We start from the raw sequence: 24249 nt of genomic DNA, 5'->3' as shown, positions 1-24249 counted from the left end.
GAACAATATACCATTATCATAACTCCTATACAACTTTACTTGATTGATTTTGGAAGCAGTCTTTTTTCATCCATGAGATCTGAGACAGTTCCGATACTGAGTCCCTTATCTTTAATACCTTTAATAAGCTTCTCTAACCCGGCTGCAGAAGAGGCTGTTGGATGCATTAGAATCATAGCTCCAGGATGTACCTTATTCAGAACTCTTTCAACCATCTCATCAGGATTTGGATTCCTCCAGTCTACAGTGTCGACAGACCAAAGAATTGTTTTCATATCAAGTTCAGCAGCTATTTGAACAACATCGTTACGGTAGCTTCCGCTTGGCGGCGCAAACCATTTAGGTGACTTATCCAAAGTGGCATTTATGACTTCATTCGTTTGTTTGAGTTCTTCGGTAATTCTCGTATTAGTCATTTTTTTCAAATCTGGATGTGAGTATGCATGGTTGCCAATTTCATGGTTTTCCTCAGCAATCATTTTTGCCAGAGAAGGATTTTTCTTAACCCATGAACCATCCAGGAAAAAAGTTGAATGTACATTATTCTTCTTCATTGTTTGCAGCATACCCGGCAAATGCTCATTGCCCCAAGCTACATTTACAAGAAGGGTTACCATAGGTTTCTCAGGATTCCCTCGATAAATGGGAGAAGCAGGCAAGTTCTCTAAATGGATAGTTGGTTCTATTTGCTTTACAACTAATTTTTTTTCATCGAATTTATTTATTTTTTTCATTGCCTTAAATGATTCTTCCATATCTACAACTAGTCCATTGTAGCCGGGAGTGGCTTTCCAAACAGGATCGATTTCAGCATTCTGAGGCGGCTTATTTAATTCCTTAGCTTTTTCTTTAATCTGTGCATAGATTGAATTTGATTTCATTTGTGAAACAGCTGTACTCTGTGCTTTAATGCTTTCGATGTAAGTGCTCGTAAATGGGTTATGCACTGAAATAGCTGTTGCAGTTATGATTAAAACGATGATGGACCAGTGAAGAATTGATTTTTTCACATAACTCCCCTCCCTGTAATCAAGTTATGTACAACCTGTACAAGTTAGAACGTTATTGGAACATTAATACAGCAATGAAAAAGCCAGCCCTTGTGCAAGGCTGGCCTTTATTTTTATGGAATTAAACATTCTGCTGCTGTTCATTTTTCGCTTTTTCTTCTTTTAAGACTACTTTGCGTGATAAGTTTACACGGCCCTGGTTATCGATCTCCGTAACTTTCACAAGGATTTCATCACCAAGCTTAACGACATCTTCTACTTTACCTACACGCTCTTCAGCTAGTTCTGAGATATGGACTAATCCATCTTTACCGCTGAACAGCTCTACGAAAGCACCGAATTTTTCAATTCGCTTTACTTTGCCCATGTAATATTCGCCAACTTGAACTTCTCTTACGATATCTTCAATAATTTTCTTCGCCTTATTGTTCATCGGCTCATCAGTTGAAGCAATAAAGATCGTTCCGTCTTGTTCGATGTCGATCTTAACCCCAGTTTCTTCAATGATCTTATTGATGATTTTCCCGCTTGGCCCAATAACATCACGGATTTTGTCAGGATTAATCTTCATTGTTAAAATCTTAGGAGCATACTGAGATAATTGCGTACGAGACTCAGAAAGTGTAGAAAGCATAGACTTCAAGATAATCATACGGCCTTCTTTTGCTTGTGTTAGTGCTTCTTGAAGGATTTCACGGTTGATACCTGAAATTTTAATATCCATTTGCAGAGCAGTGATACCGTTTGGTGTACCTGCTACCTTAAAATCCATGTCTCCAAGGTGGTCTTCCATACCTTGAATATCTGTAAGAACTGTAACATCCTCACCATCTGAGATCAGACCCATCGCAATTCCTGCAACCGGTGCCTTGATCGGCACACCAGCATCCATTAGTGCCAATGTACTTGCACAAATACTTGCTTGAGAAGTAGATCCGTTTGATTCAAGTACTTCAGAAACTAAGCGAATTGTGTAAGGGAATTCCTCTTCATTCGGAATCACTTGTTCTAAAGCGCGTTCTCCCAATGCACCATGACCGATTTCACGTCTGCCTGGTCCGCGCATAAATCCTGTTTCACCAACACTGAATGGAGGGAAATTATATTGATGCATAAATCGCTTCGACTCTTCAACACCAAGTCCGTCAAGAACCTGTACATCACCTAATGCTCCCAATGTACAGATACTTAATGCTTGTGTCTGTCCTCGTGTGAACAGACCAGAACCATGTGTTCTAGCTAAAATCCCTACAGTAGAAGAAAGTTTGCGGATTTCATCCGTTTTTCTTCCATCTGGACGAATTTTTTCTTTTAAGATTAAGCGTCTAACTTCTTCTTTGATAAGTTTATGTAGAATCTCTTTTGCTTCATTAGCTTTTTCTTCATCTTCTTCATAACGAGAAGCGAGATTTGCACCAACTGCATCAAGGGCTTCTTGGCGTGCGTGTTTCTCAATTACTTTTACTGCTTCTTTTACATCGCTGCCGACAAATTCACGGACTTCCTGCTCAAGATCCTTATCAAGTTCATGAAGAACAACTTCCATTTTTTCTTTGCCGATTTCTGAAACGATTTCTTCTTGGAATGCAATTAACTTCTTAATCTCTTCATGACCGAACATGATTGCTTCAAGCATTGTTTCCTCAGAAACTTCTTCTGCGCCAGCTTCAACCATGTTAATCGCATGTTTTGTTCCTGCAACGATTAATTGAATATCACTTTTCTCGTTTTGTTCAACAGTCGGGTTGATAACAAACTCGCCATTAATACGCCCGACAGTAACACCAGCGATTGGTCCTTCAAAAGGAATATCGGAAATAGATAATGCAAGGGATGATCCGATCATTGCTGCCATTTCAGAAGAACAGTTTTGATCAACACTCATTACAGTGCTGACAACTTGTACTTCGTTACGGAAACCATCAGCAAATAAAGGACGGATCGGACGATCAATCAAGCGGCTTGCCAATACAGCTTTTTCACTTGGACGGCCTTCACGTTTAATAAATCCTCCAGGGATTTTACCAACTGCGTATAAACGTTCCTCGTAGTTTACTGTCAGTGGGAAAAAACTTAAATTTTTGGGCTGTTTTGAAGCTACAGCAGTAGAAAGTACTGCAGTATCACCATATCTGACCATAACAGCACCGTTTGCTTGTTTTGCTAATTCTCCAATTTCGAACGTAAGCGTTCTGCCCGCCCAGTCCATGGTAAAAGTTCGTTTTTGTTGATCCATTTTACTTGGTACTCCTCTCAACACTTAAAAAATCCTAGTATTTTATGGTTCTATTATATCCTAACGTAGTCCTTCCTAAAAAGAAAAACTGTAAAGAATTTAGTAATATGTATAAAACATTTCTGATATGTCCGATATCGTATTACTTGCAATAAAAAAAGCGGGATTAAATCCCGCTTTTGTTGGATTAACGACGTAATCCTAGTCTTCCGATCAATTCGCGGTAACGCGTGATTTCCTTGTTACGTAGGTACGTTAACAAGTTACGGCGCTTACCAACCATTTTTAATAGACCACGACGTGAGTGGTGATCTTTCTTGTGTGTACGCAAGTGATCATTCAACTCATTAATTTGTTCAGTAAGGATAGCGATTTGAACTTCTGGAGATCCAGTGTCCGTATCATGTACCTTATACTCGCTGATTAGTTCGTTTTTACGCTCTTGAGTAATAGCCATCCTTTTCACCTCCTTAATATTAGAAACACCTATTACCGAGCAAGCGTCGGTGACTCGACTTGCCAAGCAATGGTTATTTTGCACATTAAAAATGTACATGTATTAGCATAGCCTGTTTAAGAAATAAATGCAAGTTTTTTTAACACATTGACTGTATGATCGATAATGTCTCGTTTTTATCTGCTTTTAGCTGTTCGATCAATTCATCAATAGAATTGAATTTCTTTTCATCCCTGATCCTTTTAAGCCAAGTAACACTAATCGTTCTCCCATAAATCTCGTTTTGAAAATTAAAAATATGAACTTCTAAAGAAGGCATTTTTTGATCATCTTTAAAAGTTGGCTTATAGCCCACATTTGCCATAGCATAGTACTTTTCTCCGTCAACATTAACTTCTACGGCGTAAACCCCTACTTTTGGAAGGGTATAGACATCCGTGTCAAGATTAGCTGTAGGAAAACCTATTGTACGTCCGCGTTTGTCTCCATGTATGACAGTACCATTGAGTTTATATCTTCTGCCGAGATAATGAACTATGCTCTCGACCAGTCCTTCTCTTAGGCATTGGCGAATAAGGGTAGAACTTATTTTCTGACCCTTTTCTTCAATCTTCTCAATTACAGTTTGACCGAATTTGCCGTCAGCTTCATGAACCAGTGTTTCCACATTTCCTTTTCCATACTTGCCGTATGTAAAATCAAAACCTGTTACAACATGCTTTACATTTAAACCGATAATATACTGGTCAACAAAATCCTTTGTAGAGAGTGAAGCGAAATCAAGATCGAATTTCACAAGATAAAAACGTTTAACTCCCATACTTTCTAAAATCTTTTTCTTTTCTTCAAGCGGTGTGATATATGTCCAAGTTTCATCCGCTTTCCCTAAAACTACAGAAGGATGTGGATGAAAACTCATAACAGCTGGAATTGCTCCATTTCTTTCTGCAAGTTCAACAGCTGTATTTATCACACGCTGATGTCCGATGTGAATTCCATCGAAATAGCCTAATGCCAAGATTAATGGCGGGAGACTTTCTTTTTCATAATGATGAGGATGATTAATGACGATTGTTTCCAAAAACTCACCTACTAACCTGTTTCGTTATTCAATGGCTAACACTTTCGCTGGTTTTATCAAACCAGGTTTAGAAGGATACAGCTGATAGATGGCTAGACATTTTCCTTCTTCATTATAAACACCAAACGGACTTTGTTCCAACTCTTTTGGTTTTGGGAGCACTGATCCATTTCTAACTTGACCCTCAGTCTCCTCATCAACTGTCCATTTTGGAAAATGCGAGATTCCTCTCTCTAGTGGAAATAAGTAATTTTCCAAAGGTGACTCTGTGTTTTCCAGCTCTTCAAATGTGACACAATCGTTTAAAGTAAATGGACCTGAGGCTGTTCTTATCAGAGATGACATATGAGCGGGATAACCTAGTTTTTCACCAATAGCAACAGCGAGAGTACGGACATAAGTCCCTTTCGAACATTTTACTCTAAATGAAAAAACAGGATTTTCTTTACTTAAAGTATCCTCTGTATTCAGCAGTTCAAGCTCATATATAGTCACTTTCCGTTTTTGCCTTTCGATTTGAATTCCCTGTCTTGCATATTCATAAAGTTTCTTCCCGTTAACTTTAACAGCCGAATACATTGGAGGAACTTGTTCAATTTCACCTGTAAGAGACTGCAAAATCTCTTTTATTTTTCCAAAGTCTATATCTTCCTCAACTTGTTTTTCCATTACTTTTTCGCCATGTGCATCTTCTGTCTCTGTCGAAAAACCGAGCGTAACTTCACCGATATATTCCTTGCCATAGTCAGACATATACTCAGCAATTTTTGTTGCTCTGCCAATACAGATAGGCAGCACTCCTGTAACTTCCGGGTCCAGGGTTCCCGTGTGTCCCACTTTTTTAGTTGAAAAGATTCTGCGTATTTTTCCTACACAGTCATGTGATGTCATTCCGGCAGGTTTTTTCAGTGCTAAAATTCCTTGCCTAACAGTCATATCAATTTCTCCTTTTACATTCCTGCATAAGTTGAATAATTTAGTTCAAGCAAAAAATGGATAGACAATTTATTTAATTGCCTATCCATTTCCTATTATGGTTTCGGATAATCTTCGTTTTCTTCGCTGTCTTCGTCATCTCGTTTAATCTCAGACAAAAGACTTTCGATCTTGCTTCCATAATTTAAGGATTCATCAAATTTAAAGAAGATGTCCGGTGTTTTACGCATGCGAATACGTTTTCCAATTTCAGTCCTGATAAAACCAGTAGCTTTAGCAAGACTGCGCAAAGTCTGTTCTTTTTGTTCACTGTCGCCAAAAACAGAAACGTATACAGTCGCTTGCTGCAGGTCACCAGTTACATCAACCGCCGTAACAGTTACAAAACCAACGCGGGGGTCTTTTAGTTTCCGGCCAATAATATCAGTAAGCTCTTTTTTCATCTGTTCCCCAACACGGTTGGAACGGATTGTGCCCATAATTTATACACCCCGTTTCTTGCCACTTGCCTTATAGCCACTCCACTTTAGAATCGGTTACTTCCAATTCGGTAATAGATGTAATCATTGCAAGTGCTCTTTGCAATTCTTTTTCTGCTATTATTTTGTCCGAAGAAACGGTTACCATACTTATCTCTGCCCGCTGCCATAAATCCTGGAATCCAGTTTCAGATACAGCAAGATTAAAGCGCTGCCGAAGTCTGTTAACCGCTTTTTGAACAACTGAACGCTTATCTTTTAACGACTGTGCTTCATATATGAAAAACTCAACCGTTAATAATCCGATCATTTTACTTTAATTTCTTCCATAATATAAGCTTCAATGATATCGCCTTCTTTAATATCATTGAACTTTTCAAGAGTAATACCACATTCATATCCAGCTGAAACTTCTTTGGCATCATCTTTAAAACGTTTAAGTGCATCAATTTTGCCTTCGTAAGAAACAACACCATCACGGATCAAACGTACTGTGGAATCTCTCGTAATTTTACCTTCAGTAACATAACAGCCAGCAATTGTTCCAACTTTAGATACTTTAAAGGTTGTTCTGACTTCAACCTGGCCGATAACTTTTTCTTCGAATTCAGGGTCAAGCATACCTTTCATCGCTGATTCGATTTCTTCAATAACGTTATAGATGATACGGTGAAGACGAACATCAACCTTCTCAGCGTCAGCAGTACGTTTAGCACCTGCATCCGGACGAACGTTAAAACCGATTACGATTGCATTTGAAGCAGATGCAAGCATGATATCATACTCGTTGATCGCTCCAACACCTGAGTGAATAATTTTAACCTTAACACCTTCAACATCGATCTTTTGAAGAGAACCAGCAAGTGCTTCTACAGAACCTTGAACATCACCTTTAATGATGACATTGATATCTTTAATCTCACCTTCTTTAATCTGATTAAAGAGGTCATCAAGGTTAAGTTTAGAAGATTCTTTACGCTGAGCATCCTGTTGTTTCTTGAAACGGGATTCTCCGACTTGGCGAGCTTTTTTCTCATCAGCAAATACCATGAATGGGTCTCCAGCTTGTGGAACATCATTCAATCCCGTAATTTCAACAGGAGTAGAAGGTCCAACAGATTTAACACGGCGACCTAGATCATTTACCATCGCACGAACACGTCCGAACGTATGTCCAACTACGATAGCATCTCCAACATTTAATGTACCTGACTGCACTAGAAGCGTTGCAACAGAACCACGGCCTTTGTCAAGCTGTGCTTCAATTACAGTTCCAGCAGCAGTTCGGTTAGGATTTGCTTTTAATTCTTCTACTTCTGAAACAAGGTTGATCATTTCAAGAAGATCATCAATTCCGTCACCTTTAATAGCTGAAACGTTAACGAAGATTGTATCTCCGCCCCATGCTTCAGAAACTAGTCCATGTTCAGTAAGTTCCTGCATAACTCGGTCTGGGTTAGCAGCTTCTTTATCCATTTTGTTGACTGCTACGATAATTGGTACTTCAGCGGCTTTTGCATGGTTGATCGCTTCAACTGTCTGCGGCATTACACCATCGTCAGCAGCTACAACAAGAATTGTAATATCCGTTACTTGAGCACCGCGTGCACGCATAGTTGTAAACGCAGCATGTCCTGGTGTATCAAGGAAAGTAATTTGTTTTCCGTTGTTTGTGATTTGGTATGCACCGATGTGCTGAGTGATACCACCGGCTTCTCCTGCAGTTACTTTCGTGTTTCGAATAGCATCAAGAAGCGTTGTTTTACCATGGTCAACGTGCCCCATGATTGTTACAACCGGCGGACGTACTTGCATATCTTTTTCATCGTCAACGACTTCATAATTTTCGAATTCCGTTTCATCAACGATAATTTCTTCTTCCACTTCAACATCATAATCAGCGGCGATTAGTTCAATCGCTTCTTTATCAAGCTCTTGATTGATCGTTGCCATAATACCAAGACCCATTAGCTTTTTGATGATTTCAGAAGTATCTTTGTTTAATTTTTTCGCAAGTTCACCTACCTGAAGAGTATCAGTAAAGGTGATTTTGCTCGGAGTCTCAAGAACCTTCTTTTGAGGTGCTTGCTGCTGGCTGCCTCCGCCTCTGTTTTGTTTATTTCTGTTCTGGTTCTTGTTGTTATTGTTTCGGTTATTGTTATTTCTATTGTTGTTATTCTGGTTTCTGTTGTTGCTGTTGTTGCTGTTTTTAGAATTGTTATTCTTTGCAGCATTTTGGCTATTTGAATTGCCTGGCTTCGCCCCTTGAGTTTGCGGGCTTTTTGTTTGTGATGAGTTACGGTTATCGGTCTCTTTTTTAATTTTCATATTACTCTCTTTTTGAACTTCCTTTTTATTAGATTTGGTGTCGTTACCAGAGTTGTTTCTGTTCTTATCTGTTTTAGGGAGTTGATTCTGATTTTTTGGTTTTGCAGGCTGATCTTTTTGTGCTTTTGAATTATAAGCTTCATCGAGCTTTGTTAAAGCAGCCTGATCGATCATAGACATATGATTCGCCACATGGACATCCATTGTTTTAAGCTTTTCGATTATGTCTTTACTTTGAACATTTTTCTGTTTCGCATATTCGTATACGCGTATTTTACTCATATGTTCACCCCCGTGTTAGTGATCAAGAAGTTCCTTTAAACGCTTTGAAAATCCTTGATCATTTACAGCAACTACAACTCGCTGTTCTTTTCCAATTGCTTTTCCTAAAACATTTCGATCTTCTATCCAAAAATAGTCGACTTTATAGAAAAGACACTTATCTGTTACCTTTTTCTTTGTGTTTTCAGAAGCATCTTTTGATAATAGAACAATTTTTGCGTTCTGTTTTTGTATGCTTTTTACTACGAGCTCTTCACCAGATATTACTTTTCCAGCCCGAGCTGCTATTCCAAGAAAGTTTTCCCACCGGCTTGTTTTCAAGATGTATGACTTCCTTTTTCAAGCTGTTCGTATACATCAGCCGGAATTTTCGACTTCAAGTGTGTCTCTAGGATCTTTTTCTTTTTTGCTTGTTCAATACAAACAAGTTCATGACAAAGATAAGCTCCTCTTCCGGATTTTTTTCCGGTTGAATCGACAGAGACTTCCCCTTCAGGTGAGCGGACAATACGTGTTAATTCTTTTTTCGCCTTCATTTCTTGGCAGGCTACGCATTTTCTCATTGGAATTTTACGGGTTTTCATTGTCTCCACCTCGTCTTCTCTTACTCTTCATCCTCGACAGAATCGTTATAGAAAGAATCATTCGTTGAATTCGAAGGGTCATAGACACCTGATTCTACAGCTTCTGATTCACTTTTAATATCAATCTTCCAACCTGTTAACTTGGCAGCAAGGCGTGCATTCTGACCACGTTTGCCAATCGCCAGTGACAACTGATAATCAGGTACGATTACCGTAGTCATCTTATCTTCTTCGTTCACTTGTACTTCAAGAACTTTTGCAGGACTTAAAGAGTTTGCCACGTAAACGACAGGATCTTCACTCCAGCGAACAATATCAATCTTCTCGCCGTTAAGTTCATTAACGATCGTTTGCACACGTGCACCTTTTTGCCCTACACAAGAACCTACAGGATCAACTTCAGAATCTGCTGCATGAACAGCAATTTTAGAACGGTCTCCCGCTTCACGTGCAATAGATTTAATCTCAACTGTACCATCATAAATTTCAGGCACTTCTAGTTCGAACAATCGTTTTAAAAGTCCAGGGTGAGTACGTGAAACTAAAATTTGAGGTCCTTTAGTCGTCTTCTCAACTTTGGTGATATATACTTTAATGCGGTCATTCGTAGTGTGTGATTCACCAGGCATCTGCTCAGCTGCAGGCAATAATGCTTCAACACGGCCAAGACTGACATACATATAACGATGGTCCTGACGCTGGACGATACCTGTGATAATATCTTCTTCACGATCGATAAACTCAGAGAAGATGATTCCGCGTTCTGCTTCCCGTACACGCTGTGTAACAACTTGTTTAGCAGTTTGAGCGGCAATACGTCCAAAATCCTTTGGTGTTACTTCCTCTTCTACAATATCATCTATCTCATAACCAGGGTTGATCGCTTGTGCTTCAGTAACTGAAATCTCTTGACGATCGTCTTCAACCTCAGCAACCACGTTTTTTCTAGAAAATACACGGATACTGCCTGTATCTCTGTTAAAATCCACACGTACATTTTGCGCTTGATGAAAATTGCGTTTATACGCTGAAATAAGGGCTGCTTCAATCGCTTCAATAATTACATCTTTGCTGATCCCTTTTTCTTTTTCCAATAATGTAAGTGCATCCAAAAGCTCGGTACTCATTTTTTTACTCCCCTCTTCATTAAAAAACAACCGCAAGACGGGCGTTTGCCACTTTTTTATATGGCAGCTCTACCTTCTTGACTTGGGTTTTTACTTTAATCTCCATAAACAGCGTTTCACCGTCAAAGTCTTTTAAAAGTCCTTCATATACTTTTTCACCATTAATAGGCTCATAAAGTTTTATGTTTACATTTTTGCCAATTGCATTTTTAACATCTTCTGGCTTCTTAAGCGGTCTTTCCACTCCTGGAGAAGATACTTCTAAAAAGTAGGGCTGTTCAATCGGATCAAGTTCATCTAACTTTTCACTTAACTGTTCACTGACAGTTCCGCATTCTTCGATATCAACACCGCCGGTTGAGTCGATATAAACACGGAGAAACCAGTTTTTACCCTCTTTAACAAATTCAACGTCAACAAGTTCAAGTCCTAGTTTTTCAACGATTGGGGTTACAAGCTCAGTCGTGAGCTCTGTAATCTTCTGACTCATTGCTGCCCTCCTTCTGGCTGAATGACCTTAAAACGTAACGAAAGAGTGGGGAGCCCCACTCTTTCGCCGACAGTTATTCATTCAACAGTATTTCCAAAAATACTATACCATAACCAATAAAATACTGCAACTTTCTTCCTGCTTAAACCCTTGTGTTAGAAGAGAGAAAGCTGATTTGCATCGGGCAGTCCTTCCAGACATCCCTGATCATCTAAATACTCAATAATGGTCTTAGATAATTTTGCACGCTGCTGAAGATCCTCTTTTGAAAGGAACTGCCCATCTTCCCTTGCTTTTACAATATTTAGAGCAGCGTTTGTTCCAAGTCCAGCGATGGAATTGAAAGGCGGAATCAGTGTATCCCCTTCTACTAGAAAATCAGTAGCACTTGAACGATATAAGTCTATCTTTTGGAACGAAAGACCTCTTTCGCACATCTCAAGTGCGAGTTCAAGGACAGTTTGCAGGTTCTTTTCTTTTGTTGAAGCATCAAGACCTTTAGCCGATATCTCTTCAATTTTGGCACGAAGAGCTTTTGAACCGCGAATCATGGATTCAACGTCAAAGTCGTCAGCTCTTACAGTAAAGTATGCTGCATAGAACCAGATTGGATAATGCACTTTAAAATATGCGATCCGGACAGCCATTAATACATAAGCTGCAGCATGGGCTTTCGGGAACATGTATTTGATCTTTAGACATGAACCGATATACCAGTCAGGCACATCGTTGTTTTTCATTTCTTCGATCCATTCATCAGGAAGACCTTTACCTTTACGGACGCTCTCCATAATTTTAAAAGCTAGTGAGGGCTCAAGTCCCTTATAGATAAGGTAGACCATGATGTCATCACGGCAGCCGATAACATCTTTTAAGACACATGTCCCATTTGCGATAAGTTCATTTGCATTATTCAGCCAAACGTCTGTACCATGTGACAATCCGGAGATCTGTACGAGTTCTGAGAAAGTGCTTGGTTTTGTTTCCTCTAACATCTGTCTTACAAACTTAGTACCGAATTCTGGTATTCCCAGTGTTCCTGTTTTGCACATGATCTGTTCGTCGGTTACCCCCAGCACTTCAGGGCCTGAGAAGATTTTCATAACTTCCGGGTCGGAAGCAGGAATTGTTTTAGGATCAATTCCGCTCAAATCTTGAAGCATGCGGATTACCGTTGGATCATCGTGTCCTAATATATCAAGCTTAAGCAAGTTATCATGGATAGAATGGAAATCAAAATGTGTTGTTTTCCATTCAGATGAACTGTCATCCGCAGGGAACTGAATTGGACAAAAATCGTAAATATCCATATAGTCAGGTACTACAATAATTCCGCCCGGATGCTGTCCAGTGGTTCTTTTTACGCCAGTGCATCCTGACACTAAACGATCAACTTCTGCCGATCGGATTGTGAGGTTATTGTCACTTGCAAAACCTTTTACATAGCCATATGCTGTCTTTTCCGCAACAGTACCTATTGTACCTGCACGATACACATAATCTACACCGAAAAGCTCTTTCGTATAATTATGTGCTCTTGGCTGATATTCTCCTGAGAAGTTCAAGTCGATATCGGGTACTTTATCCCCCTTAAAGCCAAGGAATGTTTCAAAGGGAATGTCCTGGCCGTCTTTAATATATAGAACATTACATTTCGGACATTCTTTATCAGGCAGGTCGTACCCTGAACCGACTGATCCATCGTTAAAGAAATGCGACTCTTTGCAGCTTGGGCAAACATAGTGCGGCGGCAGAGGATTAACTTCTGTAATTTCTGTCATAGTAGCAACAAATGAAGATCCTACTGATCCACGTGATCCTACAAGATATCCGTCAATCAGTGACTTTTTAACAAGCTTATGCGAGATCAAGTAAATAACCGCAAAACCATGACCGATGATGCTTGTAAGTTCTTTTTCGAGCCTCTTCTCTACTAGTTCAGGGAGGTTTTCTCCGTAGATGCTTCTCGCGCGGTTGTAACTCATTGACCGGACTTCTTCATCTGCTCCCTCGATCTTCGGAGTATAGAGGTCATCTGGAATCGGTTTGATTTCAGCTATTGAATCCGCTATATGCCTAGTGTTGTGACACACTACTTTTTCTGCAGTCTCCTCACCCAAAAAAGAAAACAAATTCAGCATTTCATCTGTCGTTCTAAAGTGAACTTCAGGAAGTGTCTGTCTGTTCAACGGGTTGGCTCCGCCTTGAGATGATATTAAGATTTTCCTGTATATCGCATCTTCCGGATTTAAGTAATGTACATTACCTGTGGCAACCACCGGCTTATCCAGTTTCTCACCCAGCTTTACGATTTTTGAGAGGATCTCTCTCAGGTTCATCTCATCTGATACAAGCTCTCTTTCGATCAGATGATAATAATTGCTTGGCGGCTGTATTTCTAAGTAATCATAAAAAGAAGCAATCTTTTCTACTTCCTCTATCGGTTTTTGCATCATGCCCTCAAAAACTTCGCCTTTATCACATGCGGAACCTACTAAGATTCCTTCCCGAAGCTTACTTAAACGGGACCGGGGTATACGCGGTGTTCTGTAGAAATAAGATAAATGAGACTCTGAAACTAGTTTATATAAGTTCTTCAATCCCTCTTGGGTAGCAGCAAGAAGTGTGCAATGAAAAGGACGTGAACGTTGAAAACCGCCTTGCCCCATATTATCGTTCAGCCTGTCATGATAAAAGATCTCTTTTTCAAAGGTTTCTTTTAGAAGCTTCCATAAAAGATAGCCAGTTGCTTCAGCATCATAGATGGCACGGTGATGCTGTGTAAGTTCAATATCAAACCGTTTACAGAGTGTGTTCAATCTATGATTCTTTAACTGAGGCAGCAAGAATCTGGCAAGTTCCAGTGTATCAATAACAGGGTTCTTTGCTTCTCCTAAACCCATCTTACGCAAACCTTCATTCAGGAACCCCATATCGAAGCTCGCATTATGCGCAACAAGGATGTCATCACCCATAAATGCATAAAAATCTCGAAGGACTTCTTCGATCTCAGGAGCATTCTCCACCATATCATCGGTAATACCAGTTAATTCGATAGTAGTCTGTGACAAAGATTCATGCGGATTAGCGAAAGCTTCAAATCTATCAACGATCTCTCCGCCTCTAATCTTAACAGCTGCAAGTTCTATGATCTTATTATAAACGGCTGAAAGACCCGTTGTTTCCACGTCAAAAACAACATAAGTTTCTTCAGAAAGCTTTCTAGGGGCTTCATTATAAGCAATAGGCACACCATCATCTACTAGATTCGCTTCGAGTCCGTACAAAATTTTGATATCGTTTTTCTTTCCTGCACTATATGCTTCAGGGAAGGACTGTACACCTGCATGATCAGTAATGGCGATCGCCGGATGTCCCCATTTCTTTGCTTGTCCAACCAGTGCAGATACTGAGGAGACTGCATCCATTTGACTCATCGGTGTATGCAAATGAAGTTCTACACGCTTTTTATCTTCTTCAGCAAGATCTTTTCTTGTTTCAGGTTTTATCTCATTAATATCGTTTGCGATCATTACCAGATCTCTGACAAACGTATCATTTTGAATGCCTCCGCGAACCTTTAGCCACATTCCCTTTTGAATGCCCTGCAGAATCGGAATATCTTCTTTATCACGTGAGAAAATCTTAATAAGAAGTGAATCTGTATAATCTGTGATCTTAAAAGTTAATAGTGTTCTGCCGCTGCGAAGTTCTCTTGTTTCAGAATGAAACACATATCCCTGGATAGTGATCCTTCGTTCTTCATCTTGTATAGTCTGAATCGGAACTGGTTCATCCTTGATCGAATAGCCGATCATAATGTCAGTTCTGGCAGCTGGCGCATCAGCTCTTTTAGCTGCTTTTTCTTTTTCTACAAGAGCTTCCATAATTTTATGATTGTCTTCTTGTTTCTTTTGCTCTATAAACCTCTGATAATCTTCTTCAGAGTGATTAATTTCAGTTTTTAAAAGTACAGAATGAAATCCAAACTTTTGGTACATATCTTTTATGATTGGAGATAACTTTCGATGTACAAGTGCCTCTTCTGCGTCATTTCTTACTGTTAGACATAAAAAATTACCTTCCGCTGAAGGCTCTTGTGTTGAAAGCATACTTCCGAGACTGGGACCTGCTGTATTTACGAGCTGTTCTTTGCACAAAGGCCAATAAGTAAGCAATTCTTCAGACTGAAAGCTTTCAGCACATTGTATGGAAAAAGTAACTTTTGCTATATGCTCAAATGTTTGCCGTAAACTTGAACTGAACCATGCATAGCTATTAGAAGATAAAGGACGTTTTATTCCAATTAAAAAATGCCAGCTTCTATTCACCTTATCAATTGTCAGTTTTTCAATCGTTCCACCTGAAAAGCCAGGTTTCATCTCATCAGGAATTCCAAGTTGTTCTAAAAGAAGCGACAGTCGTTCTTGCCTGATTTGCTGATCATTACCGCTCATAAGAACCTCCTTTTTAAGGGGTTAATTTCATTTAACTATTACATACCATTGTAGCTATTGGAAGTGTTGATTTCCGCTCCAGGATGCTCTTTCCGCGGGGTGTGCGGTGAGCCTCCCCGGCGCTTTGCGCCCTTAGGAGTCTCACCTGTCCCACTGATCCCGCAGGAGTCTCGCACCTTCCGCTCCAATCAACTCGTCAATGAAGGGTTTTCAAAACCTATTCAAAAGCAAAATTCTTTAAGAAGAGTATATTTGGTGTAAATAGGAAAGGTACCCCATAAAAAGAGGCACCTAGTTTTTATCAAACAAGTTTATCCCATTCACGTTTTAAGACAATCTTAAGTTCTGAAACTGGGACTTCATAGGATTCACCGCTCTTGCGGATTTTCACTTCAACGATACCCTCGCCGGCCTTCTTGCCTACCATAACACGAATAGGTAAACCAATTAAATCACTGTCGGCAAATTTAACACCGGCACGTTCAGGACGATCATCATATAAACAATCGTACCCTTCACTTTTAAGCTGTTCATACAATTCGTCCGAAAGGGCAGACTGTTCAGCATTTTTGCTGTTAACTGCAATTAAGTGAACATCGAATGGTGTTAAAGATAACGGCCAAATTAAGCCATTTTCATCGTTATTTTCTTCCGCCACTGCTGCTAACGTTCTAGATACTCCGATACCATAGCAGCCCATTGACATAATCTGATTCTTTCCGTTTTCATCTAAGTATGATGCTTTCATAGGTTCACTATAAACTTTTCCGAGTTTGAATACATGACCTACTTCAATACCTTTTGCAAAAACAATCGTACCTTTTCCATCTGGAGAAAGGTCTCCTTCAACTACAAAACGAAGGTCTGCTGTTTGATCGATCTTAAAATCTCTTTCTGCATTGGCATTCACAAAATGATAGCCTTCTTCATTAGCACCGCATACAGCATTAGCCATCAGAGGTACAGCTTGATCGGCAATTACTTTCACGTTTGAAACTAATACTGGACCGATTGAACCTGGTTTAGTATTAAGCCACTTGACCGCGTCTGCTTCACTTGCCATAACTACTTCAGAAGCTGATAATTCTTTTTTCAATTTGATCTCATTTACTTCATGATCACCGCGTACCAATACAAGTACAGGCTCTCCGTCTGCCATATAGAGCAGGGATTTAATGATTTTTGAAGCAGGGACATTTAAGAATGCTGAAACATCTTCTATATTCTTGGCAGTCTGTGTTTCTACTTTTTCAAGTTCTAACAGACTTTCAGATGAAGCTTCTTCCTTTAATACTACAGGAGCCATTTCAATGTTGGCAGCAAAATCTGATTCAGTAGAATAGGCAATTAAATCTTCACCAATTTCAGATAAAACCATGAACTCATGATTATCTTTGCCGCCGATGGCACCTGAGTCCGCCAAAACGGCACGGAAGTTTAAGCCGCAGCGGCTGAAAATAGCAGAATAAGCGTCTTTCATTGTTTCATAAGTTTCATCCAGACTCTCTTGTTTATCATGGAAAGAATAAGCATCTTTCATGATAAACTCACGGCCGCGCAGCAGTCCAAAACGAGGACGTTTTTCGTCTCTGAATTTAGTTTGAATCTGATAAAGATTCAATGGAAGCTTTTTATATGATTTAACCTCGTCACGAATGATGCTTGTAATTACTTCTTCATGAGTAGCTCCAAGAGCAAAATCCCGATCGTGGCGATCTTTTAATCTCATCAGTTCTGGTCCATAGCTGTACCATCTGCCGCTTTCCTGCCATAGCTCTGCTAGCTGAAGCGCCGGCATCATCATTTCCTGAGAACCCGCACGGTTCATTTCCTCACGTACAATGTTTTCTACTTTATGAAGTACTTTTTTCCCCAAAGGCAAGAATGAATAGATTCCCGCTGCATTTTGTCTGATAAAACCTGCTCTCAAAAGCAGCTGATGACTCTTTACATCTGCATCTGCTGGCACTTCTCTTAGTGTCGGCATAAACAACTGGCTTTGTCTCATTTTCTCTACTCCTCAAAAAATCCCAAATTAACTTAGAAATATTTTTTGTATATCATTCCATGTTACTACAAGCATCAACAGCATTAAGAAAGCAAATCCGATAAAGTGGACCAATCCTTCTTTTTGAGGATCGATTGGCTTTCCTCTAAGTGCTTCAACACCTAAGAACAGTAGTCTTCCTCCGTCCAATGCAGGCAAAGGCAGAAGGTTAAAAATACCCAAGTTGATACTTAATATAGCAGCCCATTGCAGAAGCATATACACACCGGCTTTTGCTGCTTGATCCGTATACTCATAAATACCAAGCGGTCCAGAAAGCTGATCAATACCATGCTGACCGGTAACAAGCTGTCCGATCCCTGTAAAGATCGCCGTAGTCATAAACCATGTTTGTTTAGCACCATATTCAAGTGATCCCACAAATGAAGATTCAGTAAATGGGTGTGCCCCAATAAATCCTTCATTCTTGTTTTCAGGTCCTTTTCTAGAACCTAAAGTTACCGGAACAACTTTTTCTTCTCCTCCACGATTAATCGTGAACAGCAATTTTTCTCCAGGATTTTGCTGAATAACTGAAACTAATTCTTTCCAGTCATCCATTTTTTCACCTTGGATAGCTACAATTTTGTCTCCCTCAACTAAACCTGCTTTATCTGCAGCAGCACCCTCCTGAAGTGTTCCAAGTCTTGATTCATTCGTAGGAATACCCTGCATTAGAGAAAATGCAACAAGTATAATGAATGCAAGCAAGAAGTTCATCGCAGGACCCGCAAAGATCGCAAGCGTTCTTTGCATAATTGTCTTAGATCCAAATTGACGGTTATAAGGAGCAATCTGCATTTCTTGATGATCTGCTACAAATAGAGCATCTTCTTTAACGTTATAAGTAGCAGGTCCGGACTCTTCGTTCTCAAATCCAGTTAAGTATAATTCTCGTTCTAGATCTGCTTTTTCAATTGTAATAGTTTTTTGTACAGGATATTTTTCACGGTGATTAACAATTATCTTTTCTACTTCATTTGCATCGTTAAATATCAAACCAACTCTGTGACCTGCCTTCAATTCGATGCCTTCAGGGTCTTCACCAGCCATTCGTACAAATCCTCCAAGAGGCAATAGACGAATCGTATAGACTGTTTCCCCTTTTTTAAAGGCAAACACTTTCGGGCCAAATCCTATTGCAAATTCCCGGCACAAAATACCAGCTCTTTTTGCCAGCAAAAGATGTCCTAGTTCATGAAAGAATATTAAAGCCCCTAAAATGATGATAATGGCTATCACAGTGTTCATTTCCATTACCTGCCTTTGTTTAGTAGTGACTCCACAAAATACCGAGTCCTTTTATCCGTTTCTTGTATAGCATCCAATTCAGGCTGTTTCATATTTTCAGCCTGCATCATAGCACGTTCAATCATTTCCTCAATTTCGAGGAATGATATTTTTCCATCTAAAAATAATTCTACTGCTTTTTCATTTGCAGCATTTAATACAGTTGGCATTAAGCCGCCCATGTTTCCTGCTTCAAATGCTAATTTCAAACATCTAAAACGGTCATAATCCATCTTCTGAAAATGGAGTTTGCCGGCTTCCCATAAGTTTAACCTTTTCCCATTTACTAATTCAAGTCTTTCAGGGTGTGTGAGGGCATACTGTATCGGTACACGCATATCAGGTTGTCCAAGATGGGCAATTACGCTTGTATCAACAAACTCTACCATAGAGTGTATGATGCTCTCCTTATGTAAAATGACGTCTATTTTCGAATAATCAAATGAAAATAGCCAATGAGCTTCAATTACTTCTAGCCCTTTGTTCATCATTGTCGCTGAATCAATGGTAATTTTAGCTCCCATTGACCAGTTTGGATGATTCAAAGCTTCTTTAACGGTAACGTTTTTCAGCTCATCACGCGTTTTATCTCTAAAACTCCCGCCAGATGCCGTTAGAATCAATTTCTCCACGCGATTTATATCTTCACCGTTCAGACACTGGTAAATAGCTGAATGTTCTGAGTCAACAGGCAAAATGGCAACATTGTGCTTCTTAGCTTTTTCCATTACAAGATGCCCAGCAGTAACGAGCGTCTCCTTATTCGCTAAAGCTATCGTCTTATTAGCCTCAATGGCTTTTAATGTGGGCAGTAATCCGACACTTCCTATAACAGAGTTAACGACTACGGATGATTCAGTAGAAACCGCAGCTTCTATAAGTCCTTCCATCCCAGAAACAATCTTTGTAGAGTTTTCTACTCGCACCTTTAGTGCCTGTGCATCAGATTCGTTCTGTACGGCACAGATTTCAGGTTTGAATTTCCGGATGATCTCTTCAGCCGCCTCAATATTTTTCCCGACTGACATCGAACTTAATCGAAATTGTTCTGGATGCGATGCAATAACATCAAGAGTCTGTTTACCGATTGATCCTGTTGCACCTAATAAACTTACAAACTTCATATGATCCCCCTTAGTTTTATCCTAACAAGTGGAGTACGTGCAGCAAAGGGAATACAAACAATGCACTGTCCAGTCTGTCCAAGATTCCCCCATGACCTGGCAGAAGGCTGCCTGAATCTTTCACATCATAAATTCTTTTAAACGCAGATTCAGCCAAGTCTCCAATCTGACCAAAGACTCCGACTAACACAGAAATAATAAGTATCGGTAAAAGTGACAGATCAACAAAACTTGCAGCATAGTAGATTACTGCTACTAAAATACTGAAGAATATGCCGCCAACTGCCCCTTCTATCGTTTTGTTTGGTGAGATAATCGGCCACAGCTTTCGTTTCCCCATAGATTTCCCTACGAAGTAAGCACCAGAATCCGTTGCCCAAATCATAAATAAAACAAAGAATAACAGCTGGACACCATTCTCTGATATTCTAGTTTCAACTAAATAGAAAAAACCAAACCCTACATAAAGGGAACTAAACAAAACGAACGAAATATCATTATATTCCGTTTTATTTTTATGGATGACCGTTACAACTAATAGTAATAGCACTGCAAGTATAATTGCATCTGTTTTAGTAAAGGGGTCAATCGCTTTCATCCATTGTTCGGGCAAAGCAATTACGATAGTCAATAAGTAGCCGATCAACCCGATAAATGTTCGTTCCATTCTCTTCATCCGCAGCAGTTCGTACATGCCGATTCCTGCAAGTAAAAGGATTAATAATGAAAATGGCCAGCTGCCGTAAAGGGTAATCCCAATAAATAAAACGGCTGCGATTACACCTGTAATAATCCGTTGTTTCATAAGTCCTCCTTAATCAAACCCCGCCAAATCTTCTGCCTCGCTGGGCAAACTGTGACACAGCTTCTCGTAAATGATCCTCTGAAAAATCCGGCCAATAAACTTCAGTAAACCAGAATTCTGAATAAGCCAGCTGCCAAAGCATAAAATTGCTCAAGCGTACTTCACCGCTCGTACGGATTAGAAGATCCGGGTCACTAAGTCCTTGGGTCATTAGATGATTTTCAATAGTAGATTCATTAATTTGAGAGGGATCAAGCGTTCCATTTTTAATTTCCGTCCCAATCGCTTTGACGGCAGCGGTGATTTCATCTCTGCTTCCATAATTTAAAGCAAAGTTCAAAATCAGCCCTGTATTATTTTCGGTTTGGCTGATTGCTTGATCTACTGCCTTTACAGTATGTATTGGCAGCAATTCTTTTTTACCCATTATTCTCACTTGTACATTCTCTTTAATCAAATCTGGCAAAAACGTGTTCAAAAATTCTCCAGGAAGCTTCATAAGGAAGTCAACTTCCTCACGGGGTCTTTTCCAGTTCTCAGTTGAAAAAGCATATAGTGTAAGAACTTTAATTCCGATTCTATTCGCTTCTTTTACGATTTTCCTGACGGTTTTCATGCCTTCATGATGACCTGCGATTCGCGGCAATGCTCTTTTTCTAGCCCACCGGCCATTTCCATCCATAATTATTGCTACATGTGATGGAATATTATCGTCAAGATCCCATTTCTGTTCATGACTTTTTTTTCTAAAGAAAAGCTTGTCAAGCATGTATAAGCCTCCATCTTTCCAGACTTCATAAAGAAACCAGCGGCTATATTCAGCCGGTCAGGATCTCTTTAATGCTGAAATCAACAATTAGCCAGAAATCCTTTTTTCCTGCCCCAGCGTTGATATTGTCTAATAAAAAAGCCCCCTTTATAGAGGGCTTTTTTTATTTAATTGTACATGGAAAAGCTTTATACTTCCATGATTTCTTTTTCTTTATTTGAACTTACAGAGTCTACCTCAGCCGTATACTTGTCAGTAAGCTTTTGAACGTCATCGTTGTAACGGCGAAGTTCATCTTCTGTGATCTCTGCTTCTTTTTCAAGCTTCTTCAAATCATCGTTCGCATCACGGCGAATATTGCGAAGTGCTACTTTTGCTTCTTCTGCAAACTTCTTAACTAATTTAACTAATTCTTTTCTTCTTTCTTCTGTAAGCGCCGGAATAGCAATACGAATCACTTGACCGTCGTTTGAAGGAGTAAGACCAAGATCAGACTTTAAAATCGCCTTTTCGATATCACCCATAGCCGTTTTATCATAAGGCTGGATAACTAAAAGTCTTGCTTCTGGAGTAGTTACACCCGCTAATTGATTGATTGGAGTTGGTGTTCCATAATAATCAACCTGCACTCTGTCTAATAATGAAGGATTTGCTCTTCCTGCACGAAGAGTAGAGTATTCACGTCTTAATGCTCCGATTGCTTTTTGCATCTTTTCTTCAGCTTGAGTTAAAACTTCTTTAGCCATTTAGTTTTTCCCCCTTATAACCGTTCCAATTTTTTCACCTTCGACAGCACGCTTAATATTTCCTTCTTCCATGATTGAGAAGACAACTAAAGGAATATCATTGTCCATACATAAAGAAGAAGCTGTTGTGTCCATTACGGCTAATCCGTCCTTTAACAGGTCAAGATATGATAGCGTTGTATATTTAACCGCATTTTCATCCAGTTTTGGATCAGCTGAATAAACACCATCAACATTATTTTTAGCCATCAAAATAACTTCCGCTTCGATCTCAGCCGCTCTAAGTGCTGCTGTAGTATCTGTAGAGAAATATGGATTACCCGTTCCTGCAGCAAAAATAACTACTCGCTTTTTTTCAAGGTGACGAATGGCTTTTCTTCTGATATAAGGTTCTGCAACCTGTCGCATTTCAATAGATGTTTGTACTCTTGTTTGAACCCCGATATTTTCAAGACTGTCTTGAAGAGCCAATGAATTCATCACAGTAGCTAGCATGCCCATGTAATCTGCAGACGCACGATCCATACCCATCTCGCTGCCTGTTTTACCGCGCCATAGGTTTCCGCCACCTACAACTACAGCAACTTCTACATCTAATTCTACAATTTCTTTCACTTGCTCAGCTATAGATTGAACAATTTTCGGATCGATTCCAGATGTTTGTTCACCAGCTAGCGCTTCCCCGCTAAGTTTCAAGACAACTCGTTTATATTTTGAAGTAGTCATTTGTCCCTCCATCACCTAAAAAAATGTATTTAATTAAGGCTGTAATTTTCGTACTCTATGTCGCTTTTGAAAGTGGTTGATTTCCGTTTCAGGCGCTCGCTTTCCGCGGGGCGTGCGGTGAGCCACTTGCCGCTTTGCGCCTTAAAGTGTCTCACCTGACCGCTCGTCCCGCAGGAGTCTCGCACCTTACACTTCAATCAACCAATCAATGAAGTCTTTTAAAGTAATGATTAAAAGCAACCATCTTTTCAGAATAGATAAAACCTTAATTATCCAAGGTTATTTCTGTAAAAAAAGAGGAACACAACGTGCTCCCCTCTTTTTAATAATTGTGCTTACTTTTTCACTTGAGACATTACTTCTTCAGCGAAGTTGTCTTCACGCTTTTCAAGACCTTCTCCAACTTCAAAACGAACGAAGGCTTTAACAGTAGCACCTTTGGAAGCTACATATTTACCTACTTTTTGGTCTGGATCTTTAATGAAAGACTGGTCATTTAAGCAAATATCTTCGAAATATTTCCCAAGACGTCCTTCAACCATCTTAGCAACGATGTTTTCAGGCTTGCCTTCGTTAAGAGCTTGCTCACTCAACACTTTGCGCTCGCGAGCAACTTCTTCTTCGCTAACTTCGTCACGAGAGATATACTTAGGATTTACAGCTGCTACGTGCATCGCTACATCCTTAGCAACTTCTTCATCAGTTGTTCCTTCCACTACAGAAAGAACACCGATTCTTCCGCCCATGTGCAAGTATGCACCAAATGCTGCGTTTTCACCTTTTTTCAAGATTTCAAAACGGCGAAGAGTGATCTTCTCACCAATTTTAGCGATTGCACTGTTAATGTAGTCATTAACTGTAGTGCCATTGTAATCAGAAGCTAATGCATCCTCAACAGAAGCAGGCTCTGAAGCTAATAAGTGGTTGCCTAATTCAGAGATAAGGTTCTTGAAGTTTTCGTTTTTAGCAACGAAATCCGTTTCAGAGTTTACTTCTAGAATAACCGCTTTGTCACCGTCAACGATAACAGAAGTTAAACCTTCTGCTGCAATACGGTCAGCTTTTTTAGCTGCTTTAGCGATTCCTTTTTCACGAAGGTAGTCAACCGCTGCCTCCATGTTTCCGTCTGTTTCAGTTAATGCTTTTTTACAATCCATCATACCTGCGCCAGTTTTTTCACGCAATTCTTTAACCATTTGAGCTGTAATAGCCATGTGTTTTGCCTCCTTGTGTAATATGTAATAACTTTACATAAAAAAGGTGATAAAGGGTCAT

At 39.6% G+C, this 24249-nt stretch carries 21 protein-coding genes; all 21 read right to left on the bottom strand.

Annotated features, from left to right (window positions below; genetic code table 11):
• Positions 1 to 35 precede the first annotated feature (35 nt).
• The 21 genes from ACFQ4X_RS06695 to tsf all read right to left on the bottom strand — a co-directional run bounded on the left by ACFQ4X_RS06695 (position 36) and on the right by tsf (position 24188).
• A complete protein-coding gene (locus tag ACFQ4X_RS06695) occupies positions 36 to 1010 on the bottom strand; it encodes a polysaccharide deacetylase family protein (RefSeq protein ID WP_379833873.1) in 975 nt (324 codons plus the stop codon).
• A 121-nt stretch (positions 1011 to 1131) separates the two neighbouring features.
• Positions 1132 to 3246, bottom strand: coding sequence for a polyribonucleotide nucleotidyltransferase (gene pnp, locus ACFQ4X_RS06690; RefSeq protein WP_379833872.1), 2115 nt, complete (start codon positions 3244 to 3246; stop codon positions 1132 to 1134).
• A gap of 187 nt (positions 3247 to 3433) precedes the next feature.
• Complete coding sequence (rpsO, locus tag ACFQ4X_RS06685; RefSeq protein WP_379833870.1) at positions 3434 to 3703, bottom strand: 30S ribosomal protein S15; 270 nt, start codon at positions 3701 to 3703, stop codon at positions 3434 to 3436.
• Between the two features lie 139 nt (positions 3704 to 3842).
• On the bottom strand, positions 3843 to 4784 hold the full coding sequence (gene ribF, locus ACFQ4X_RS06680) for a bifunctional riboflavin kinase/FAD synthetase (RefSeq protein WP_379833869.1): 942 nt from the start codon (positions 4782 to 4784) through the stop codon (positions 3843 to 3845).
• Positions 4785 to 4808: 24 nt separating this feature from the next.
• Entirely contained in the window at positions 4809 to 5720 is a 912-nt protein-coding gene (gene truB / locus ACFQ4X_RS06675; RefSeq protein ID WP_379833867.1) for a tRNA pseudouridine(55) synthase TruB, read from the bottom strand.
• Between the two features lie 95 nt (positions 5721 to 5815).
• A complete protein-coding gene (gene rbfA, locus ACFQ4X_RS06670; protein WP_379833865.1) occupies positions 5816 to 6199 on the bottom strand; it encodes a 30S ribosome-binding factor RbfA in 384 nt (127 codons plus the stop codon).
• 31 nt (positions 6200 to 6230) lie between these two features.
• Entirely contained in the window at positions 6231 to 6509 is a 279-nt protein-coding gene (locus tag ACFQ4X_RS06665) for a DUF503 domain-containing protein (RefSeq protein WP_077361220.1), read from the bottom strand.
• Positions 6506 to 8809 (bottom strand): translation initiation factor IF-2, encoded by a 2304-nt coding sequence (infB, locus tag ACFQ4X_RS06660; protein WP_379833863.1) that lies wholly within the window; start codon positions 8807 to 8809, stop codon positions 6506 to 6508. Before infB ends, ACFQ4X_RS06665 begins: the two co-directional genes overlap by 4 nt.
• A 15-nt stretch (positions 8810 to 8824) precedes the next feature.
• The gene (locus tag ACFQ4X_RS06655; protein ID WP_066289530.1) at positions 8825 to 9130 is read right to left on the bottom strand and encodes a YlxQ family RNA-binding protein; all 306 of its coding nucleotides are present in this window, start codon (positions 9128 to 9130) and stop codon (positions 8825 to 8827) included.
• Entirely contained in the window at positions 9127 to 9393 is a 267-nt protein-coding gene (gene rnpM, locus ACFQ4X_RS06650; protein WP_379833861.1) for an RNase P modulator RnpM, read from the bottom strand. The genes ACFQ4X_RS06655 and rnpM overlap by 4 nt, the downstream gene beginning before the upstream one ends.
• Positions 9394 to 9413: 20 nt before the next feature.
• The gene (nusA, locus tag ACFQ4X_RS06645; RefSeq protein ID WP_379833860.1) at positions 9414 to 10520 is read right to left on the bottom strand and encodes a transcription termination factor NusA; all 1107 of its coding nucleotides are present in this window, start codon (positions 10518 to 10520) and stop codon (positions 9414 to 9416) included.
• A gap of 19 nt (positions 10521 to 10539) precedes the next feature.
• Positions 10540 to 11010: a ribosome maturation factor RimP gene (gene rimP, locus ACFQ4X_RS06640; RefSeq protein WP_066289524.1), complete on the bottom strand. Its 471-nt coding sequence runs from the start codon at positions 11008 to 11010 to the stop codon at positions 10540 to 10542.
• A gap of 155 nt (positions 11011 to 11165) precedes the next feature.
• Positions 11166 to 15467, bottom strand: coding sequence for a PolC-type DNA polymerase III (locus ACFQ4X_RS06635; RefSeq protein ID WP_379833858.1), 4302 nt, complete (start codon positions 15465 to 15467; stop codon positions 11166 to 11168).
• 301 nt (positions 15468 to 15768) lie between these two features.
• Positions 15769 to 17475: a proline--tRNA ligase gene (locus tag ACFQ4X_RS06630; protein WP_379833857.1), complete on the bottom strand. Its 1707-nt coding sequence runs from the start codon at positions 17473 to 17475 to the stop codon at positions 15769 to 15771.
• Positions 17476 to 17502: 27 nt separating this feature from the next.
• Entirely contained in the window at positions 17503 to 18765 is a 1263-nt protein-coding gene (gene rseP, locus ACFQ4X_RS06625; RefSeq protein ID WP_379833855.1) for an RIP metalloprotease RseP, read from the bottom strand.
• A gap of 5 nt (positions 18766 to 18770) precedes the next feature.
• On the bottom strand, positions 18771 to 19928 hold the full coding sequence (dxr, locus tag ACFQ4X_RS06620; RefSeq protein ID WP_379833854.1) for a 1-deoxy-D-xylulose-5-phosphate reductoisomerase: 1158 nt from the start codon (positions 19926 to 19928) through the stop codon (positions 18771 to 18773).
• A gap of 16 nt (positions 19929 to 19944) precedes the next feature.
• Complete coding sequence (locus ACFQ4X_RS06615) at positions 19945 to 20733, bottom strand: phosphatidate cytidylyltransferase (RefSeq protein ID WP_379833852.1); 789 nt, start codon at positions 20731 to 20733, stop codon at positions 19945 to 19947.
• A 13-nt stretch (positions 20734 to 20746) separates the two neighbouring features.
• Entirely contained in the window at positions 20747 to 21502 is a 756-nt protein-coding gene (locus ACFQ4X_RS06610) for an isoprenyl transferase (RefSeq protein ID WP_379833851.1), read from the bottom strand.
• Positions 21503 to 21690: 188 nt separating this feature from the next.
• On the bottom strand, positions 21691 to 22248 hold the full coding sequence (gene frr, locus ACFQ4X_RS06605; protein WP_077361240.1) for a ribosome recycling factor: 558 nt from the start codon (positions 22246 to 22248) through the stop codon (positions 21691 to 21693).
• Positions 22249 to 22974: a UMP kinase gene (gene pyrH / locus ACFQ4X_RS06600; RefSeq protein WP_379833849.1), complete on the bottom strand. Its 726-nt coding sequence runs from the start codon at positions 22972 to 22974 to the stop codon at positions 22249 to 22251. It lies immediately after the preceding gene.
• 335 nt (positions 22975 to 23309) lie between these two features.
• Positions 23310 to 24188, bottom strand: a complete 879-nt coding sequence (tsf, locus tag ACFQ4X_RS06595; protein WP_379833847.1) for a translation elongation factor Ts — start codon at positions 24186 to 24188, stop codon at positions 23310 to 23312.
• Between the last annotated feature and the right edge of the window lie 61 nt (positions 24189 to 24249).

Origin of the sequence: Fictibacillus halophilus, from assembly GCF_042680145.1 — a bacterium.
In the GTDB taxonomy this organism is placed as follows: domain Bacteria; phylum Bacillota; class Bacilli; order Bacillales; family Fictibacillaceae; genus Fictibacillus; species Fictibacillus halophilus_A.
The sequence above is the reverse complement of the archived record's forward strand: the minus strand, read 5'-3'. Positions and strand labels throughout refer to the sequence as shown.

Excerpts from the sequence above, each read along its gene's own strand:
- pnp (WP_379833872.1), bottom strand. The coding sequence starts at position 3,246 with ATGGATCAACAAAAACGAACTTTTACCATGGACTGGGCGGGCAGAACG.
- rpsO (WP_379833870.1), bottom strand. The coding sequence starts at position 3,703 with ATGGCTATTACTCAAGAGCGTAAAAACGAACTAATCAGCGAGTATAAG.
- truB (WP_379833867.1), bottom strand. The coding sequence starts at position 5,720 with ATGACTGTTAGGCAAGGAATTTTAGCACTGAAAAAACCTGCCGGAATG.
- rbfA (WP_379833865.1), bottom strand. The coding sequence starts at position 6,199 with ATGGGCACAATCCGTTCCAACCGTGTTGGGGAACAGATGAAAAAAGAG.
- ACFQ4X_RS06665 (WP_077361220.1), bottom strand. The coding sequence starts at position 6,509 with ATGATCGGATTATTAACGGTTGAGTTTTTCATATATGAAGCACAGTCG.
- infB (WP_379833863.1), bottom strand. The coding sequence starts at position 8,809 with ATGAGTAAAATACGCGTATACGAATATGCGAAACAGAAAAATGTTCAA.
- rnpM (WP_379833861.1), bottom strand. The coding sequence starts at position 9,393 with ATGAAAACCCGTAAAATTCCAATGAGAAAATGCGTAGCCTGCCAAGAA.
- nusA (WP_379833860.1), bottom strand. The coding sequence starts at position 10,520 with ATGAGTACCGAGCTTTTGGATGCACTTACATTATTGGAAAAAGAAAAA.
- rimP (WP_066289524.1), bottom strand. The coding sequence starts at position 11,010 with ATGAGTCAGAAGATTACAGAGCTCACGACTGAGCTTGTAACCCCAATC.
- ACFQ4X_RS06635 (WP_379833858.1), bottom strand. The coding sequence starts at position 15,467 with ATGAGCGGTAATGATCAGCAAATCAGGCAAGAACGACTGTCGCTTCTT.
- ACFQ4X_RS06630 (WP_379833857.1), bottom strand. The coding sequence starts at position 17,475 with ATGAGACAAAGCCAGTTGTTTATGCCGACACTAAGAGAAGTGCCAGCA.
- rseP (WP_379833855.1), bottom strand. The coding sequence starts at position 18,765 with ATGAACACTGTGATAGCCATTATCATCATTTTAGGGGCTTTAATATTC.
- dxr (WP_379833854.1), bottom strand. The coding sequence starts at position 19,928 with ATGAAGTTTGTAAGTTTATTAGGTGCAACAGGATCAATCGGTAAACAG.
- ACFQ4X_RS06615 (WP_379833852.1), bottom strand. The coding sequence starts at position 20,733 with ATGAAACAACGGATTATTACAGGTGTAATCGCAGCCGTTTTATTTATT.
- ACFQ4X_RS06610 (WP_379833851.1), bottom strand. The coding sequence starts at position 21,502 with ATGCTTGACAAGCTTTTCTTTAGAAAAAAAAGTCATGAACAGAAATGG.
- frr (WP_077361240.1), bottom strand. The coding sequence starts at position 22,248 with ATGGCTAAAGAAGTTTTAACTCAAGCTGAAGAAAAGATGCAAAAAGCA.
- pyrH (WP_379833849.1), bottom strand. The coding sequence starts at position 22,974 with ATGACTACTTCAAAATATAAACGAGTTGTCTTGAAACTTAGCGGGGAA.
- tsf (WP_379833847.1), bottom strand. The coding sequence starts at position 24,188 with ATGGCTATTACAGCTCAAATGGTTAAAGAATTGCGTGAAAAAACTGGC.